Below are 16,660 nucleotides of genomic sequence, written 5' to 3'. Positions count from 1 at the left end.
AATGTAAGGATGCCGATCTCTAATTCAGCAATCCCAGTATACGTCCCGCAATATGTTAAACAATTTGCCGAACGTTAAGCCGCGATATTCTACTCGTCTCCCCTGCTTATCGCAAGGCGAGCCGTTATCGCTATCAGGCTTCAACCGGATACTCAACGACCAGGCGACGCGGCGCGACGCGCCCTTCGCTATCCATTTCACCCATGCCGATAAACTTACCTTCATCCCCCTCGGTCACGCGCACCAGACCTTCAGAAGGAGCACTGGTGGTACGAACCGGGTTTCCGTTCTTAAAGTAAACGGAGGATGTTAAAGGAAGATTAACAACCGGGAAATCGGCCGCCGGGCTGTCCATTGGCATCAGCAGCGGATCGAGCAAATCGGCCGGCGCAATCTCCTGCGCTTCCGCCTGCTCAACCAACTCGCGCAGATGTTCAAGGGTCACCATTCGCTCAACCGGGTACGTGCTGACAGCCAGGCGACGCAGGTAAATCACGTGCGCACCGCAACCCAGCTTTTCACCCAGGTCGTCAATGATGGTACGAATATAGGTGCCTTTCGAACAGTGAACTTCCAGCTCCAGCTCATCGCCTTCGTGACGAATAAAGAGCAGTTCGTACACGGTAATCGGACGGGGTTCACGAGGAACGTCAATGCCCTGGCGTGCATATTCGTACAGTTTTTTACCCTGGTACTTCAGCGCCGAATACATTGACGGTACCTGCAGCGTGTCGCCACGGAAACTTTCCAGCGCAGCATCAAGTTGCTCCGCGCTGAAGGTCACCGGACGCTCTTCTACCACCTGACCATCGGCATCGGAGGTGTCAGTGCGCTGGCCTAATCGGGCGATGACCCGATAGCGCTTATCGGAGTCCAGCAGGTACTGGGAAAACTTTGTCGCTTCCCCCAGGCAGATCGGCAGCATGCCGGTCGCCAGCGGATCGAGCGCGCCCGTGTGGCCCGCACGGTTGGCGTTAAAAATACGCTTAACTTTTTGCAGCACGTCGTTGCTGGAAGCGCCCTGGGGTTTATCCAGCAGCAGCACACCATGCACGTCGCGACCGCGACGACGAGGACGACTCATTAGTCCTCCTTGCTGTCGTCCGTTGGGTTAACACGACGTTCGTCGTCATGTTTCACCACGCTGGTCACCAGGTTGGACATGCGCATACCTTCGACCAGAGAGTTGTCGTAGAAGAAGGTCAGCTCAGGCACGATACGCAGACGCATCGCTTTGCCGAGCAGAGAGCGGATGTAGCCAGAGGCTTCCTGCAGCGCTTTAATGCCGTTTTTTACCGCGGCTTCGTCCTGATCGTTCAGGAAGGTCACGAACACTTTGGCATACGCCAGGTCGCGGGACATTTCCACGCCGGACACGGTGGTCATCACACCCACGCGTGGATCTTTAATTTCACGTTGCAGGATGAGGGCGATCTCTTTCTGCATTTCTTGCGCTACGCGCTGCGGGCGACCAAATTCTTTCGCCATAATAAATTCTCCAGACAAAAAAGGGGCAAAAAGCCCCTTTTAAAATTATTACCGGGTGGCGCTTTGCTTACCCGGCCTGCATCGATGATTAAGCAATCGTACGCTGAATTTCGATGATCTCGAACACTTCGATCATGTCGCCAACGCGAACGTCGTTGTAGTTCTTCACGCCGATACCACATTCCATGCCGTTACGGACTTCGTTAACGTCATCTTTGAAGCGGCGCAGGGATTCCAGCTCGCCTTCGTAGATAACCACGTTGTCACGCAGTACGCGGATTGGGTTGTGACGTTTGATGATACCTTCGGTAACCATACAGCCCGCGATCGCACCAAATTTCGGTGATTTGAACACGTCACGCACTTCAGCCAGACCGATGATCTGCTGTTTCAGCTCTGGAGACAGCATGCCGCTCATCGCTGCTTTCACTTCGTCGATCAGGTTATAGATGACGGAGTAGTAACGCAGATCCAGACTTTCAGCATCAATCACTTTACGTGCAGACGCGTCAGCACGTACGTTGAAGCCGACCAGGATTGCATTGGATGCAGCAGCCAGGGTGGCGTCGGTTTCGGTGATACCCCCTACGCCAGAACCGATAATCTTCACTTTAACTTCGTCAGTAGACAGTTTCAGCAAGGAGTCGGAGATCGCTTCCACAGAACCCTGAACGTCGGCTTTCAGAACGATGTTCACTTCGTGAACTTCGCCTTCGGTCATGTTCGCAAACATGTTCTCGAGTTTAGATTTCTGCTGACGAGCCAGTTTAACTTCACGGAATTTGCCCTGACGATACAGTGCAACTTCACGCGCTTTCTTCTCGTCACGTACGACGGTCACTTCATCGCCCGCAGCCGGCACACCGGACAGGCCCAGGATTTCCACTGGAATGGACGGACCTGCTTCCAGAACTTCCTGACCCAGTTCGTTACGCATCGCACGAACACGACCGTATTCGAAACCACACAGAACGATATCGCCTTTATGCAGCGTACCTTCACGAACCAGAACGGTTGCAACCGGACCACGACCTTTATCCAGGAAGGATTCGATAACCGCGCCGCTCGCCATACCTTTACGAACCGCTTTCAGCTCCAGAACTTCAGCCTGCAGCAGGATAGCGTTCAGCAGGTCGTCGATACCGGTACCGGCTTTCGCAGATACAGGGATGAACTGCGCTTCACCGCCCCACTCTTCCGGCATAACACCGTACTGGGAGAGTTCGTTTTTAACGCGATCCATGTCAGCTTCTGGCTTATCGATCTTGTTCACTGCAACCACCAGAGGCACCTGCGCCGCTTTCGCGTGCTGGATAGCTTCAATGGTCTGTGGCATCACGCCGTCATCTGCAGCAACAACCAGTACAACGATATCCGTTGCCTGAGCACCACGAGCACGCATAGAGGTAAACGCTGCGTGGCCCGGGGTATCCAGGAAGGTGATCATGCCGTTGTCGGTTTCTACGTGGTACGCACCGATGTGCTGGGTAATACCACCCGCTTCACCGGAGGCCACTTTCGTCGAACGAATGTAGTCGAGCAGAGAGGTTTTACCGTGGTCAACGTGACCCATGATGGTCACTACAGGCGCGCGCGGTTCTGCCGCTGCGCCGGTGTCACGGTCGCTCATTACTGCTTCTTCCAGCTCGTTTTCACGACGCAGGATAACTTTATGGCCCATCTCTTCGGCTACCAGTTGCGCAGTTTCCTGGTCGATAACCTGGTTGATGGTGGCCATTGCACCCAGTTTCATCATCGCTTTGATGACCTGAGAACCTTTAACCGCCATTTTGTTGGCCAGATCGCCAACGGTGATGGTTTCACCAATCACTACGTCACGGTTAACAGCCTGAGCTGGCTTCTGGAAGCCCTGCTGCAGTGCGGAACCTTTACGCTTGCCGCCTTTACCACCGCGGATCGCTGCACGTGCTTCTTCACGGTCAGCTTTAGATTCAGCGTGCTTGTTGCCTTTTTTGGCTGGGCGAGCAGCTTTGGTGCTGCGAGTACGGCCACGACCACCTTCAACTTCACGGTCGTTATCGTCTTCTGCCTGACGCGCATGCTGAGAAGTGGTGACGTGATAATCGCTGGTGTCTTCAGACGCTTCAGCAGGGTTCACACCGTTCTTCTCGTTTTCTTCGGCCATACGGCGCGCTTCTTCAGCTACACGGCGAGCTTCTTCTTCAAGCTTGCGGCGGGCTTCTTCTTCCGCTTTACGCTTCAGCTCGGCAGCTTCATTTTCACGGCGGGCTTTTTCAGCCTGGGCGGTTTTTGTCATTTCGTCGGTCTGTTGATTGCTCACTTTGTCTTTTTCCGCAGCTTCACGCTTCACTTTATCACTTGCGTCGCGTTTCGCTTTTTCTGCGGCCTCACGTTCAGCTTTTAATTCTGCTTCACGTTTGGCAGTCGCTTCTGCCTCACGCTGAGCTTGTTCTTCCGCTTCACGCTGTGCCTGCTCTTCCGCAGCAAGGCGTTCTGCCTCTTGCGGATCACGTTTTACAAAGGTGCGTGTCTTGCGGACTTCAATTTGTACCGATTTGCTTTTACCACCGGTACCAGGGATATTCAACGTGCTACGCGTTTTGCGCTGCAGCGTCAGCTTGTCAGGCGTCGAACCGTGTTCACGGTTCAGGTGCGCTAACAAGGTTTGTTTTTCTTGCGCGTTCACCGAGTCATCAGCGGACTTCGGGATCCCTGCATCAGCAAATTGCTGTACCAGGCGGTCCACGGAGGTCTGAATCTCGGCAGCCAGCGATTTTACAGTTACATCAGTCATGCTGTTCCTTCCTGCTACAGTTTATTACGCTTCGTCGCCGAACCAGCAAATATTACGTGCGGCCATGATGAGTTCGCCGGCTTTCTCGTCGGTTAAACCTTCGATATCAGCCAGGTCATCAACGCCTTGCTCAGCGAGATCTTCCAGCGTACAAACACCACGGGCAGCCAGCTTGAACGCAATCGCACGATCAAGACCTTCCAGATTCAGCAGGTCATCAGCCGGCTTCTTATCGCCAAGGCTTTCTTCCTGAGCCAGTGCCAGGGTGGTCAGTGCGTTTTTAGCGCGTTCACGCAGGGCTTCAACGGTGGCTTCATCAAGACCGTCGATTTCCAGCAGCTCTTTCATTGGCACATAGGCCAGTTCTTCAAGGGTAGAGAAACCTTCTTCAACCAGAACAGTGGCGAAATCTTCGTCAATATCCAGGTATTTCGTGAAGGTATCGATCGCCGCATGGGCTTCAGCCTGATGCTTAGCCTGCAGGTCATCAACGGTCATTACGTTGAGTTCCCAGCCGCTCAGCTGTGACGCCAGGCGTACGTTCTGACCGTTACGGCCGATTGCCTGCGCCAGGTTGCCCGCTTCAACAGCGATATCCATGGTGTGTTTGTCTTCGTCAACAACGATAGACGCCACATCCGCCGGAGCCATTGCGTTAATCACGAATTGCGCCGGGTTGTCGTCCCACAGGACGATATCGATACGCTCGCCGCCCAGTTCGGTAGAAACCGCCTGAACACGCGCACCGCGCATACCTACGCAAGCACCGACCGGGTCGATACGCTTGTCGTTGGTTTTCACCGCGATTTTCGCGCGTGAACCCGGATCGCGGGCAGCCGCTTTAATTTCGATAACTTCTTCGCCGATTTCCGGTACTTCGATACGGAACAGTTCAATCAGCATCTCTGGCTTGGAACGGGTCACAAACAGCTGTGCACCACGCGCTTCAGGGCGTACGGCATACAGAACGCCACGAATACGGTCACCCGGGCGGAAGTTTTCACGCGGCAGCATGTCTTCACGCAGGATAACGGCTTCAGCGTTACCTGGCAGCCCTTCAGATTTGATTTCCAGAGAGATGTTGTCGCGGTTTACTTTCTTCACCACGCCGGTAATGATCTCACCTTCCTGATCGCGGAACTGATCGACAACCAGCGCGCGCTCAGCTTCACGGACTTTCTGGACGATAACCTGTTTTGCGGTTTGCGTGGTGATACGGTCGAAGGTGACAGATTCAATCTGGTCTTCAACATAGTCACCCACGTTCAGGCTTTCGTCTTCAAAACGCGCCGCTTCCAGGGTGATCTCTTTCGTCGGCTGGGTCACCTCTTCAACGATTACCCAACGACGGAATGTATCGAAGTCACCGCTTTTACGATCGATTTCTACGCGAACATCGATCTCTTGTTCGTATTTTTTCTTGGTTGCTGTAGCCAGTGCACTTTCCAGCGCTTCGAAAATCTTCTCACGCGGCAGTGATTTCTCGTTGGAGACGGCTTCAACAACAGCCAAAATTTCTTTGTTCATCGCGGGCTTTTCACCTCAATCCAGACTGTTAAAAGTGGGGAACCAGGTTCGCCTTCTGGATATTACTCAGCGCGAACACTTCATCTTTGCCTTCGACTGTAACCGTGATCATTTCACCATCAACGGCTTTGATAATTCCCTGCCATTTACGGCGGTTCTGTACGGCCATACGCAGAACGAGAGCCACTTCTTCACCGGTAAAGCGCACATAGTGCTCGGCCGTGAACATCGGGCGATCGAGGCCGGGTGAGGAAACTTCCAGGTTGTACGCAACGGTAATCGGGTCTTCAACATCAAGAACCGCACTCACCTGGTGGCTAACATCAGCACAATCATCAACATTGATGCCATCTTCACTATCAATATAGATGCGCAGCGTCGATGTACGGCCGCGAACGAATTCGATGCCGACCAGTTCGTAGCCCAGTGCTTCGACCGGTGCAGTAATCATCTCTGTTAATTTTTGCTCTAATGTGGACAAGCCCACCCCCAAGACATAAAAAAAGGGCGTAAAGCCCAGTTATTCTGTAGTCAGATAACAAAAAACCCCGATAAATCGGGGCTTTAGATAACTGAACCCTATAGCCGCAACTGCGGCCTGGAGCACTCTCCGAAAGAATTTTTTCAAATCCAGCTACGAAGGCTCTAAGTCTTCACAGTATATTTGAAAAAGAACTTTATGGGAAAGTGGTTGCGGGGGCCGGATTTGAACCGACGACCTTCGGGTTATGAGCCCGACGAGCTACCAGGCTGCTCCACCCCGCGCCTGAAACGTGGCAAATTCTACGCGTTTTGGAGAGAATTTGCAAATAATGCTGGGATTTGGTACCGAAGACGGGACGTAAAATCGGCGTTTAGTATATTGATAGTGAACCCCACCTGTCAAGCCAGTTTCCGCCAGGTCAAACAAAGGGAAAATTTTACAAAAAACGCACGAGTCTCTTCCGGTCATCGACAAAAGATGATTAAATGAATACTCACTTATTTTGCATAAACATGCATCGAGAGCGAAAGCGGTCTCTTAATCAGTCAATCAAGCAGGGTTTTATTTTATGACGACGATTCTCAAGCATCTTCCGGTAGGACAACGTATTGGCATCGCTTTTTCAGGCGGCCTGGATACCAGCGCTGCACTGCTGTGGATGCGCCAGAAGGGAGCGGTTCCGTATGCATATACTGCGAACCTGGGTCAGCCGGATGAGGACGATTATGATGCAATCCCTCGTCGTGCTAAAGAGTATGGCGCAGAGAACGCGCGACTGATTGACTGCCGTAAGCAACTGGTCGCTGAAGGTATTGCTGCTATTCAGTGTGGTGCTTTCCATAATACCACCGGCGGCCTGACCTATTTCAATACCACCCCGCTGGGCCGTGCAGTGACCGGTACCATGCTGGTTGCCGCCATGAAAGAAGATGGCGTAAACATCTGGGGTGATGGCAGTACGTATAAAGGAAACGATATCGAACGTTTCTATCGTTATGGCCTGCTGACCAACGCCGAGCTGCAGATTTATAAACCGTGGCTCGATACCGACTTTATCGACGAGCTGGGCGGCCGTCATGAAATGTCCGAGTTCATGATCGCCTGTGGCTTCGACTATAAGATGTCCGTTGAGAAAGCCTACTCTACCGATTCCAATATGCTGGGTGCGACGCACGAAGCGAAAGACCTGGAATTCCTGAACTCCAGCGTGAAGATCGTTAACCCGATCATGGGTGTGAAGTTCTGGGACGAAAACGTCAAAATCCAGGCGGAAGAAGTCACCGTGCGTTTCGAGCGCGGCCATCCGGTTGCCCTGAACGGCAAGACCTTCTCTGACGATGTGGAACTGATGCTGGAAGCTAACCGTATCGGTGGCCGTCACGGTCTGGGCATGAGCGATCAAATTGAAAACCGTATTATCGAAGCAAAAAGCCGTGGCATCTATGAAGCCCCTGGGATGGCGCTGCTGCACATCGCTTATGAGCGTCTGCTGACCGGTATTCACAACGAAGACACCATCGAGCAGTATCACTCTCATGGTCGTCAGTTGGGTAAACTGCTGTACCAGGGCCGTTGGTTCGACCCACAGGCCCTGATGCTGCGCGATGCACTGCAACGTTGGGTGGCAAGCGCGATCACCGGCGAAGTGACGCTGGAGCTGCGTCGCGGGAATGACTACTCGATTCTGAACACCGTGTCCGACAACCTGACTTATAAAGCAGAGCGTCTGACCATGGAGAAAGGTGAATCCGTGTTCTCTCCGGACGATCGTATTGGCCAGCTGACCATGCGTAACCTGGACATCACCGATACCCGTGAGAAGCTGTTCAACTACGTTGAGAATGGCCTGCTCTCCGCAAGCGCCGGTAATGGCCTGCCGCAGGTTGAAAACCTGGAGCACAGTGTTAAGAAATAAGGCTTACGCAGAAATGCAAAAGGCGCTCAGTGGGCGCCTTTTTTACGATCGCTGCAGAACCGGTCCCGCTGGCACGAACGTACCCGCCGACGAAAACGCTCCTTCTACAGACGAAATCTACAGACGAAAAAAAAGACGTCTTTCGACGTCTTTCTTCTGGAATATTGGTACCGAGGATGGGACTCGAACCCACAAGCCCGTTAGGGCACTACCACCTCAAGGTAGCGTGTCTACCAATTCCACCACCTCGGTACTGAATACTTAGTGCGGGATATCGCTGGTCGGCTTAGCCGGTGCAGCTGGCTGAGTCTGCTCAGTTTTCGCTGGCGCGCTCAGATTTTCCCACTCGCTTCCTTTGCTGGTCTTGTTGCTGTTGATATTGCCAAGCGCCAGACTGATGATGAAGAACAGCGTAGCCAGAATCGCCGTTGTGCGGGTCATGAAGTTCGCAGAACCACTTGAACCGAACAGCGTACCGGAAGCGCCTGCTCCGAAGGAGGCTCCCATATCAGCGCCTTTACCTTGCTGCAGCATAATCAGCGCTACGAGAGCGATGGCTACAATAAGGAAAATAACTAAAAGAGCTTCGTACATAATCAACCTGTTCCTTGCGGATTTGCCGCATACCAATGCTTCGACCAATTAGCAGGATTTTTGTTTCCCACTGAAGCGGGTGTGAATACTAACCAAAGCGAATGTGCTTCGCAAGGGCAATTTTGACGCATTGTATCAACTGCGGAAAAAAACAGCAAAAAGCCATCAATTGCTCAAAACAAAGGCGGCAAGCGCCGCCTTTTTAATCACTTAACGTGAAAAACTATGCAGCTTTTACGGCATCCGCAATACGGTGCGCAAATTCATTCACCTGCGCCTCGTCTTCGCCTTCCACCATTACGCGGATCAGCGGTTCAGTTCCAGACTTACGCAGCAGCACACGCCCACGGTTGCCCAGCGCGGCTTCAACGTCAGCCATCACCGCTTTCACATTTTCATTTTCCAGCGGGTCGCCTTTACCGGCGGTGAAACGCACATTCACCAGGATCTGCGGGAACATTTTCATGCCGCTGCAGAGATCGTGCAGGCTCATATGGTTGCGCGCCATGGCGGCAACAACCTGCAGCGCAGCGACGATACCGTCTCCGGTGGTGGTTTTATCCAGCAGGATCACGTGGCCTGAGTTTTCAGCCCCGATGCGCCAGCCTTTTTCCTGCAGTTTTTCCAGCACATAGCGGTCGCCCACTTTTGCACGGACAAACGGAATACCCAGCTGTTTCAGCGCCAGCTCCAGACCCATGTTGCTCATCAGCGTGCCTACTGCACCGCCGCGCAACTGGCCCTGACGCAGACCTTCACGCGCAATGATATAGAGGATCTGGTCGCCGTCGACCTTATTACCTTCGTGATCGACCATGATCACGCGATCGCCGTCGCCATCCAGTGCGATGCCCAGATCGGCTTTTTCCGCCAGAACGCGCGCCTGCAGAGCACGAACGTCAGTCGCACCCACCTGTTCGTTAATATTCAGGCCATCAGGCTCACAGCCGATGGTAATCACGTTCGCACCCAGTTCGCGGAAAACATTCGGCGCAATGTGATAGGTCGCACCGTTGGCGCAGTCCACCACAATTTTAAGATGGGCCAGGCTCAGTTCATTCGGGAAAGTACCTTTGCAGAATTCGATGTAACGACCCGCGGCATCGACAATGCGGTTCGCTTTACCCAGCTCGGCGGAGTCGACACAGGTGATCTCTTTTTCCATCTCCGCTTCGATCGCCTCTTCCACTTCATCCGGCAGCTTAGTGCCGTCGATGGAGAAGAATTTAATGCCGTTGTCATAAAACGGGTTATGCGAGGCCGAAATCACAATCCCTGCTTCAGCACGGAAAGTACGCGTCAGATATGCCACAGCAGGCGTTGGCATTGGGCCAGTGAAGGAAGCGGAAAGCCCCGCGGCAGCCAGACCGGCCTCCAGCGCTGACTCCAGCATATACCCGGAGATACGGGTATCTTTACCAATGATGATTTTACGGGAGCCATGACGCGCAAGGACTTTACCCGCTGCCCAGCCCAGTTTCAGTACAAAATCAGGGGTGATTGGCGCATCACCCACGCGCCCACGAATACCATCGGTACCAAAATATTTACGATTACTCATAGCGTTTGTTTTCCTTCGCTGCCAGTGTAGCTTCCACTACACGCATGGCTTCTACTGTTTCTTTAACGTCATGGACACGAATAATGTGCGCGCCCTGCATCGCCGCAATTACAGCGCAGGCCAGGCTTCCGCTCAGACGTTCGCTCGGCCCTACATTCAGTAACTGACCAATCATCGACTTTCTCGACATACCAACCAGCAATGGCAGGTCGAAATGATGGAATTCCGATAAGCGCGCAAGCAGCTCATAATTGTGAGAGAGATTTTTACCGAAACCGAACCCCGGGTCGAGCAGCAATTTCTCTTTTGCGATACCCGCACGTTCACAACGTGCAATATGCTCAATAAAGAAGCAATTTACGTCGGCATAAACATCGTCATACTTTGGCGCTTCCTGCATGGTTTTCGGCTGTCCTTGCATGTGCATCAGGCAAACCGGTAGCCCGGTCTCCGCGGCCGCCTCCAGTGCGCCAGGCTCCGTCAGCGAGCGAATATCATTGATGATGTGAGCACCCACTCTCGCGACTTCACGGATCACTTCAGGTTTAGACGTATCGACGGAGATCCACACTTCGAACCGCTGTGCGATAGCTTCAACCACAGGCACCACGCGCGCCAGTTCTTCTTCCACCGAAACGTCTGCCGCCCCCGGGCGCGTCGATTCCCCACCTACGTCAATGATGGTGGCGCCCGCGTTAATCATCAAATTTGCGTGCTTCACAGCCTCGATAAGCGTGTTATGCGTGCCGCCGTCAGAGAAGGAGTCAGGCGTGACATTCAGGATACCCATCACATGCGGATGTGAGAGATCGAGATGCGAGTCCTGGGCGAATAGTTTCATGGTCAAATCCCTGGTATCAATATGGTTTTACAGAAAAGAAAAACCCCGGAGCAAGCTCCAGGGTTTGAGGTGCAAACATAGACTTCAACAGCAGTGACTTACTTGTCGCCCAACTGTTCTGACATGGTGTTGCCCGGGTTCGGCGTACGCGGTTCATCGACCGGACGCGGTGCACGCGGTGTGCCATTGTTGTCAGAATTGTTGGAAGCGCCTGGGTCTTCCCAACCCGCTGGCGGACGCACTTCGCGGCGAGCCATCAAGTCGTCAATCTGCGGAGCATCGATGGTTTCATATTTCATGAGCGCATCTTTCATCGAATGCAGAATGTCCAGGTTATCGTTCAGGATCTGACGGGCGCGATTGTAGTTACGCTCGATCAGCAGCTTCACTTCCTGGTCAATGATACGTGCGGTTTCATCGGACATGTGTTTCGCTTTCGCCACGGAGCGGCCCAGGAACACTTCGCCTTCTTCTTCCGCATACAGCAGGGGACCCAGCTTCTCGGAGAAGCCCCATTGGGTCACCATGTTACGCGCCAGGTTGGTCGCGACTTTAATGTCGTTGGACGCACCGGTCGAAACATGTTCCGCACCGTAAATAATCTCTTCTGCCAGACGACCGCCGTAAAGGGTTGAAATCTGACTTTCCAGTTTCTGACGACTGGCGCTGATGGCATCGCCTTCCGGCAGGAAGAACGTCACACCCAGCGCACGACCGCGCGGAATAATCGTCACTTTATGCACCGGATCGTGTTCCGGCACCAGGCGACCGATAATCGCGTGACCGGCTTCGTGGTAAGCCGTGGACTCTTTCTGCGCTTCCGTCATCACCATGGAGCGACGTTCAGCACCCATCATGATTTTGTCTTTCGCTTTCTCGAACTCCACCATCGACACAACGCGTTTGTTACCGCGAGCAGCAAACAGTGCAGCTTCGTTGACCAGGTTTGCCAGGTCAGCACCGGAGAAGCCCGGCGTACCACGCGCGATGATCGCCGCGTCGACATCAGGTGCCAGCGGTACGCGACGCATGTGAACTTTCAGAATCTGTTCACGACCACGTACATCCGGCAGACCAACCACAACCTGACGGTCGAAACGGCCTGGACGCAGCAGCGCAGGGTCAAGAACGTCCGGACGGTTAGTCGCCGCGATAACGATAATACCTTCGTTACCTTCGAAGCCATCCATCTCAACCAGCATCTGGTTCAGCGTCTGTTCACGTTCATCGTGACCACCGCCCAGGCCTGCGCCACGCTGGCGGCCTACGGCGTCGATTTCATCGATGAAGATAATGCACGGTGCTGCCTTCTTGGCCTGCTCGAACATGTCACGCACACGAGATGCACCAACACCCACGAACATTTCAACGAAGTCAGAACCTGAAATAGTAAAGAACGGCACCTTCGCTTCACCCGCGATGGCTTTCGCCAGCAGGGTTTTACCGGTACCCGGAGGCCCTACCATCAGAACGCCTTTCGGGATCTTACCGCCCAGTTTCTGGAAACGGCTCGGCTCGCGCAGGTATTCGACCAGTTCGCCCACTTCTTCTTTTGCTTCGTCGCAACCTGCAACGTCGGCAAACGTGGTCTTGATCTGATCTTCCGTTAGCATACGCGCCTTGCTCTTACCGAACGACATGGCACCTTTGCCACCGCCGCCCTGCATCTGGCGCATAAAGAAGATCCAGACGCCAATAAGAAGCAGCATCGGGAACCAGGAGATGAAGATAGAAGCCAGCAGGCTTGGTTCTTCTGGCGGCTCGCCTACCACCTTGACGTTTTTGGTCAGAAGGTTATCAAGCAGCTTAGGATCGTTCACCGGGATGTAAGTCGTGTAACGGTTACTATCTTTCTTGGTAACGTTGATCTCACGTCCGTTGATACGCGCTTCGCGAACCTGGTCCTGATTGACCTCCTGCAGGAAGGTAGAATAATCCACCTTGCGGCCATTCGACTCGCTGGGCCCAAAGCTCTGGAATACTGACATCAGCACAACGGCAATGACCAGCCAGAGTATTAGGTTTTTCGCCATGTCACTCAAGGGATTAACCTCATATTACAACTGTGTTAAAAACAGCGTCAGGATACTCTATATCCCGTGTCATTCAAACTTTCGTCTGAAAGACGCGGGTTATCATTTTCGCCCGGTCGCTACAATATACACTTCTCGGGAACGGGCCCGGGAAGAGTCCGGCTTACGAACTTTAACCTTCGCAAACAGGGAGCGAATTTCCTTAAGATACTCCTCGAAACCTTCGCCCTGAAACACCTTCACAACAAAACTACCACCAGGCGCTAGTACATCACGACACATTTCTAACGCTAGCTCCACCAAATACATGGCGCGGGGGATATCCACCGCCGGTGTTCCACACATATTTGGTGCCATATCTGACATGACAACCTGGACCTTACTATCACCTACACGCTCAAGTAGCGCTTTCAGCACTAATTCATCACGAAAGTCGCCCTGAAGGAAGTCGACACCGACGATGGGATCCATTGGTAAAAGGTCGCATGCGATGATTCGGCCCGTTCCGCCGATCTGCGTAACCGCATACTGGGACCATCCGCCAGGTGCTGCACCGAGATCGACAACCGTCATTCCCGGCTTAAAAAGTTTGTCACTTTGCTGTATTTCATCAAGTTTAAACCAGGCACGGGAACGCAACCCCTTTTTCTGTGCCTGTTGAACATATTTATCGCTAAAGTGTTCCTGAAGCCAGCGGCTGGAGCTGGCAGAACGCTTTTTACCTGTCATTTAACATTTCCGTCCTGGTTCATCGTTACTTGCCTGTGACGTAAATTTCTACGCAGCTATTTGGCGATATAAGGGAGATGGCGGTAGAATGAACCGTTTTCAATCCCAACGTAAGCAAAAATATACGATGAATCTGAGTACTAAACAAAAACAGCACCTTAAAGGTCTGGCACATCCGCTCAAGCCTGTAGTCATGCTTGGCAACAATGGTTTGACCGAAGGGGTGCTTGCCGAGATTGAACAAGCGCTGGAACACCACGAGCTGATCAAGGTGAAAATCGCCTCTGAAGACCGAGACACTAAAAACCTGATCGTGGAAGCCATCGTGCGTGAAACGGGTGCCTGTAATGTACAGGTCATCGGTAAAACGCTGGTGCTCTATCGCCCATCTAAAGAGCGTAAAATCTCGCTGCCACGCTAAGGATATCCTGAATCGAACACATTTTCTGTGTAAAACGAGGGATTTCTGTCAGCAGGTGAGCAAAATGCCACGCTCCTTGAGTTGATAAAAGGCCGCTATGCGGCCTTTTTCTTTTCTTTACAATGTATCAACATCTTAGTCGAGATGCGAATTACAGGTATTCAACCTTAATAATTTCGTATTCCACTTCACCACCCGGGGTGCGGATAGTGACAACATCATCCTGCTCTTTGCCAATCAGGCCGCGAGCAATCGGGGAGTTCACCGAAATCAGATTCTGTTTAAAGTCCGCTTCATCATCACCCACGATGCGATAAGTCTGCTCTTCGTCATTGTCCAGGTTCAGCACGGTAACGGTTGAACCAAAAATGACGCGGCCATTGTTAGGCATTTTGGTGATATCGATAACCTGCGCATTGGACAGTTTTGCTTCGATATCTTTAATACGCCCTTCACAGAAGCCCTGCTGCTCACGCGCCGCGTGGTATTCAGCATTCTCTTTCAGGTCGCCATGCTCACGCGCATCCGCGATAGCGGCGATGATTTCAGGGCGACGAACGGATTTCAGAAAATCCAGCTCTTCGCGCAGTTTTTCGGCACCACGTAAGGTCATCGGAATAGCTTGCATTTGTTATACCTCTTAAACATTCCTGTTGGGAGCAGTGTTCCCTGCCCCGGCCCCCATGAGCGGGCCAGAAGCAAAAAGAAAACCGACCCGGGAGCGAAGCCCCAGGTCAGCAACAATTTTCAATTTGATACGCATTTTACCGCGAAGTTCACTATGGGTCATCGTTTACTTTGCAGTGCTATGCACCGTAGTATGACGGTTTGTTTTCGGGTTGTTAGCGCGAGATTATGCGATTTTCCAGATTTATCATCGGATTGACTACCAGTATAGCGTTCAGCGTTCAGGCCGCGAATGTTGATGAGTACATTAATCAGCTCCCCGCAGGTGCCAACCTTGCCTTGATGGTGCAGAAGGTCGGGGCGCAGTCGCCAGAGATTGACTATCACAGTCAACAGATGGCGCTGCCTGCCAGTACCCAGAAGGTGATCACCGCACTCGCCGCCCTGCTTCAGCTTGGACCTGACTTCCGTTTTACCACCACGCTCGAGACCAAAGGCAACATCGAGGGTGGCGAACTGAAAGGCGATCTTATCGCTCGTTTCGGGGGAGATCCTACGTTTAAACGCCAGGATATCCGCAACATGGTCGCGTCGCTGAAAAAATCTGGCGTGCAGAAGATTGATGGCAATGTGTTAATCGACACCTCTATTTTTGCCAGCCACGATAAAGCGCCAGGATGGCCGTGGAACGACATGACGCAGTGCTTTAGCGCTCCGCCAGCCGCCGCGATTGTGGATCGTAACTGCTTCTCCATTTCACTTTACAGCGCGCCAAAACCGGATGACTTAGCGTTTATTCGCGTGGCGTCTTACTACCCGGTGACGATGTTCAGCCAGGTTCGTACCCTCGCAAAAGGCTCCCCGGATGCGCAGTATTGCGAGCTGGACGTGGTGCCAGGCGATCTTAACCGCTTCACGCTGACCGGGTGCCTGACACAGCGCGCCGACCCATTGCCGCTGGCCTTTGCGATACAGGATGGCGCAAGCTATGCGGGTGCCATTCTCAAGGATGAACTGAAGCAGGCGGGAATAACCTATTCCGGTACCCTGCTGCGCCAGACGCAGGTTAATCAATCCGGTACGGTCATCGCCAGCAAACAATCTGCGCCGCTGCACGATTTGCTACGGATTATGCTGAAAAAGTCTGACAACATGATTGCTGACACGGTGTTCCGCATGATTGGTCACGCGCGTTTCGGCGTGCCAGGAACCTGGCGTGCGGGTTCCGACGCCGTACGTCAGATCCTGCGCCAACAGGCGGGGATCGATCTTGGCAACACCATTGCCGTCGATGGCTCCGGGTTATCGCGGCATAATTTGATCTCCCCGGCAACGATGATGCAAGTACTTCAGTACATTGCACAACATGACACTGAGCTAAACTTTATTTCGATGCTGCCACTTGCCGGGCATGACGGTTCGCTTCAGTACCGTGCCGGCCTTCATGCGGCCGGGGTGGATGGAAAAGTTTCAGCCAAGACAGGTTCACTGCAGGGGGTTTATAACCTTGCAGGCTTCATCACTACCGCCAGCGGGCAACGCATGGCATTCGTGCAGTATCTTTCCGGCTATGCCGTCGAACCGACCGACCAGCGTAATCGTCGTATTCCACTGGTTCGCTTCGAAAGCAGGCTTTATAAGGACATCTACCAGAATAACTAGCG

The 16,660-nt window shown here is 52.9% G+C and carries 14 protein-coding genes and 2 tRNA genes; 3 read left to right on the top strand and 13 right to left on the bottom strand.

Annotated elements, in window-relative coordinates:
• Positions 1 to 133: 133 nt before the first annotated feature.
• The 6 genes from truB to BH714_RS19935 all read right to left on the bottom strand — a co-directional run bounded on the left by truB (position 134) and on the right by BH714_RS19935 (position 6,556).
• Positions 134 to 1,084 (bottom strand): tRNA pseudouridine(55) synthase TruB, encoded by a 951-nt coding sequence (truB, locus tag BH714_RS19960; protein ID WP_040018749.1) that lies wholly within the window; start codon positions 1,082 to 1,084, stop codon positions 134 to 136.
• Complete coding sequence (gene rbfA, locus BH714_RS19955) at positions 1,084 to 1,488, bottom strand: 30S ribosome-binding factor RbfA (RefSeq protein WP_014171783.1); 405 nt, start codon at positions 1,486 to 1,488, stop codon at positions 1,084 to 1,086. The genes truB and rbfA overlap by 1 nt, the downstream gene beginning before the upstream one ends.
• An 88-nt stretch (positions 1,489 to 1,576) precedes the next feature.
• The gene (gene infB / locus BH714_RS19950) at positions 1,577 to 4,264 is read right to left on the bottom strand and encodes a translation initiation factor IF-2 (RefSeq protein ID WP_014171784.1); all 2,688 of its coding nucleotides are present in this window, start codon (positions 4,262 to 4,264) and stop codon (positions 1,577 to 1,579) included.
• Between the two features lie 24 nt (positions 4,265 to 4,288).
• Entirely contained in the window at positions 4,289 to 5,791 is a 1,503-nt protein-coding gene (nusA, locus tag BH714_RS19945; RefSeq protein WP_014171785.1) for a transcription termination factor NusA, read from the bottom strand.
• A 28-nt stretch (positions 5,792 to 5,819) separates the two neighbouring features.
• The gene (rimP, locus tag BH714_RS19940; RefSeq protein ID WP_014833432.1) at positions 5,820 to 6,272 is read right to left on the bottom strand and encodes a ribosome maturation factor RimP; all 453 of its coding nucleotides are present in this window, start codon (positions 6,270 to 6,272) and stop codon (positions 5,820 to 5,822) included.
• Between the two features lie 207 nt (positions 6,273 to 6,479).
• Positions 6,480 to 6,556: transfer RNA gene (locus BH714_RS19935), tRNA-Met, on the bottom strand.
• 287 nt (positions 6,557 to 6,843) lie between these two features.
• Here BH714_RS19935 and argG point away from each other — a divergent pair.
• Positions 6,844 to 8,190: an argininosuccinate synthase gene (gene argG, locus BH714_RS19930; protein ID WP_020883538.1), complete on the top strand. Its 1,347-nt coding sequence runs from the start codon at positions 6,844 to 6,846 to the stop codon at positions 8,188 to 8,190.
• A 165-nt stretch (positions 8,191 to 8,355) separates the two neighbouring features.
• On the opposite strand, the gene BH714_RS19925 is transcribed toward argG, so the two are convergent.
• From BH714_RS19925 to rlmE, 6 genes are all read right to left on the bottom strand, one after another.
• Positions 8,356 to 8,442 (bottom strand) — tRNA-Leu (locus BH714_RS19925).
• Between the two features lie 9 nt (positions 8,443 to 8,451).
• Positions 8,452 to 8,784, bottom strand: coding sequence for a preprotein translocase subunit SecG (gene secG / locus BH714_RS19920; protein ID WP_020883537.1), 333 nt, complete (start codon positions 8,782 to 8,784; stop codon positions 8,452 to 8,454).
• Positions 8,785 to 9,007: 223 nt separating this feature from the next.
• On the bottom strand, positions 9,008 to 10,345 hold the full coding sequence (gene glmM, locus BH714_RS19915) for a phosphoglucosamine mutase (protein ID WP_014171789.1): 1,338 nt from the start codon (positions 10,343 to 10,345) through the stop codon (positions 9,008 to 9,010).
• Positions 10,338 to 11,186 carry a dihydropteroate synthase gene (gene folP, locus BH714_RS19910; protein ID WP_040018747.1) on the bottom strand — a complete coding sequence of 283 codons (849 nt, stop codon included), beginning with the start codon at positions 11,184 to 11,186 and terminating at the stop codon, positions 10,338 to 10,340. The genes glmM and folP overlap by 8 nt, the downstream gene beginning before the upstream one ends.
• 98 nt (positions 11,187 to 11,284) lie before the next feature.
• Positions 11,285 to 13,219: an ATP-dependent zinc metalloprotease FtsH gene (gene ftsH / locus BH714_RS19905; protein WP_025202925.1), complete on the bottom strand. Its 1,935-nt coding sequence runs from the start codon at positions 13,217 to 13,219 to the stop codon at positions 11,285 to 11,287.
• Between the two features lie 102 nt (positions 13,220 to 13,321).
• Positions 13,322 to 13,948: a 23S rRNA (uridine(2552)-2'-O)-methyltransferase RlmE gene (rlmE, locus tag BH714_RS19900; protein ID WP_014171792.1), complete on the bottom strand. Its 627-nt coding sequence runs from the start codon at positions 13,946 to 13,948 to the stop codon at positions 13,322 to 13,324.
• Between the two features lie 127 nt (positions 13,949 to 14,075).
• Between rlmE and yhbY the strand changes: the two genes are divergently transcribed.
• Positions 14,076 to 14,369 (top strand): ribosome assembly RNA-binding protein YhbY, encoded by a 294-nt coding sequence (gene yhbY, locus BH714_RS19895; RefSeq protein ID WP_003861814.1) that lies wholly within the window; start codon positions 14,076 to 14,078, stop codon positions 14,367 to 14,369.
• Between the two features lie 151 nt (positions 14,370 to 14,520).
• Here yhbY and greA read toward each other — a convergent pair whose 3' ends face one another.
• On the bottom strand, positions 14,521 to 14,997 hold the full coding sequence (gene greA / locus BH714_RS19890; protein WP_014171793.1) for a transcription elongation factor GreA: 477 nt from the start codon (positions 14,995 to 14,997) through the stop codon (positions 14,521 to 14,523).
• A gap of 227 nt (positions 14,998 to 15,224) precedes the next feature.
• Here greA and dacB point away from each other — a divergent pair, with 227 nt between their 5' ends.
• Positions 15,225 to 16,658, top strand: coding sequence for a serine-type D-Ala-D-Ala carboxypeptidase (gene dacB / locus BH714_RS19885; RefSeq protein WP_040018746.1), 1,434 nt, complete (start codon positions 15,225 to 15,227; stop codon positions 16,656 to 16,658).
• The last annotated feature ends 2 nt before the right edge of the window (positions 16,659 to 16,660 follow it).

Source organism: Enterobacter ludwigii (genome assembly GCF_001750725.1).
GTDB lineage: Bacteria > Pseudomonadota > Gammaproteobacteria > Enterobacterales > Enterobacteriaceae > Enterobacter > Enterobacter ludwigii.
This window is presented reverse-complemented; position numbering and strand designations above follow the sequence as displayed.

What these genes read in the sequence shown, in the direction of transcription:
- infB (WP_014171784.1), bottom strand. Translation starts at nt 4,264, where the DNA reads ATGACTGATGTAACTGTAAAATCGCTGGCTGCCGAGATTCAGACCTCC.
- dacB (WP_040018746.1), top strand. Translation starts at nt 15,225, where the DNA reads ATGCGATTTTCCAGATTTATCATCGGATTGACTACCAGTATAGCGTTC.
- nusA (WP_014171785.1), bottom strand. Translation starts at nt 5,791, where the DNA reads ATGAACAAAGAAATTTTGGCTGTTGTTGAAGCCGTCTCCAACGAGAAA.
- rlmE (WP_014171792.1), bottom strand. Translation starts at nt 13,948, where the DNA reads ATGACAGGTAAAAAGCGTTCTGCCAGCTCCAGCCGCTGGCTTCAGGAA.
- greA (WP_014171793.1), bottom strand. Translation starts at nt 14,997, where the DNA reads ATGCAAGCTATTCCGATGACCTTACGTGGTGCCGAAAAACTGCGCGAA.
- yhbY (WP_003861814.1), top strand. Translation starts at nt 14,076, where the DNA reads ATGAATCTGAGTACTAAACAAAAACAGCACCTTAAAGGTCTGGCACAT.
- secG (WP_020883537.1), bottom strand. Translation starts at nt 8,784, where the DNA reads ATGTACGAAGCTCTTTTAGTTATTTTCCTTATTGTAGCCATCGCTCTC.
- rbfA (WP_014171783.1), bottom strand. Translation starts at nt 1,488, where the DNA reads ATGGCGAAAGAATTTGGTCGCCCGCAGCGCGTAGCGCAAGAAATGCAG.
- argG (WP_020883538.1), top strand. Translation starts at nt 6,844, where the DNA reads ATGACGACGATTCTCAAGCATCTTCCGGTAGGACAACGTATTGGCATC.
- glmM (WP_014171789.1), bottom strand. Translation starts at nt 10,345, where the DNA reads ATGAGTAATCGTAAATATTTTGGTACCGATGGTATTCGTGGGCGCGTG.
- ftsH (WP_025202925.1), bottom strand. Translation starts at nt 13,219, where the DNA reads ATGGCGAAAAACCTAATACTCTGGCTGGTCATTGCCGTTGTGCTGATG.
- truB (WP_040018749.1), bottom strand. Translation starts at nt 1,084, where the DNA reads ATGAGTCGTCCTCGTCGTCGCGGTCGCGACGTGCATGGTGTGCTGCTG.
- folP (WP_040018747.1), bottom strand. Translation starts at nt 11,186, where the DNA reads ATGAAACTATTCGCCCAGGACTCGCATCTCGATCTCTCACATCCGCAT.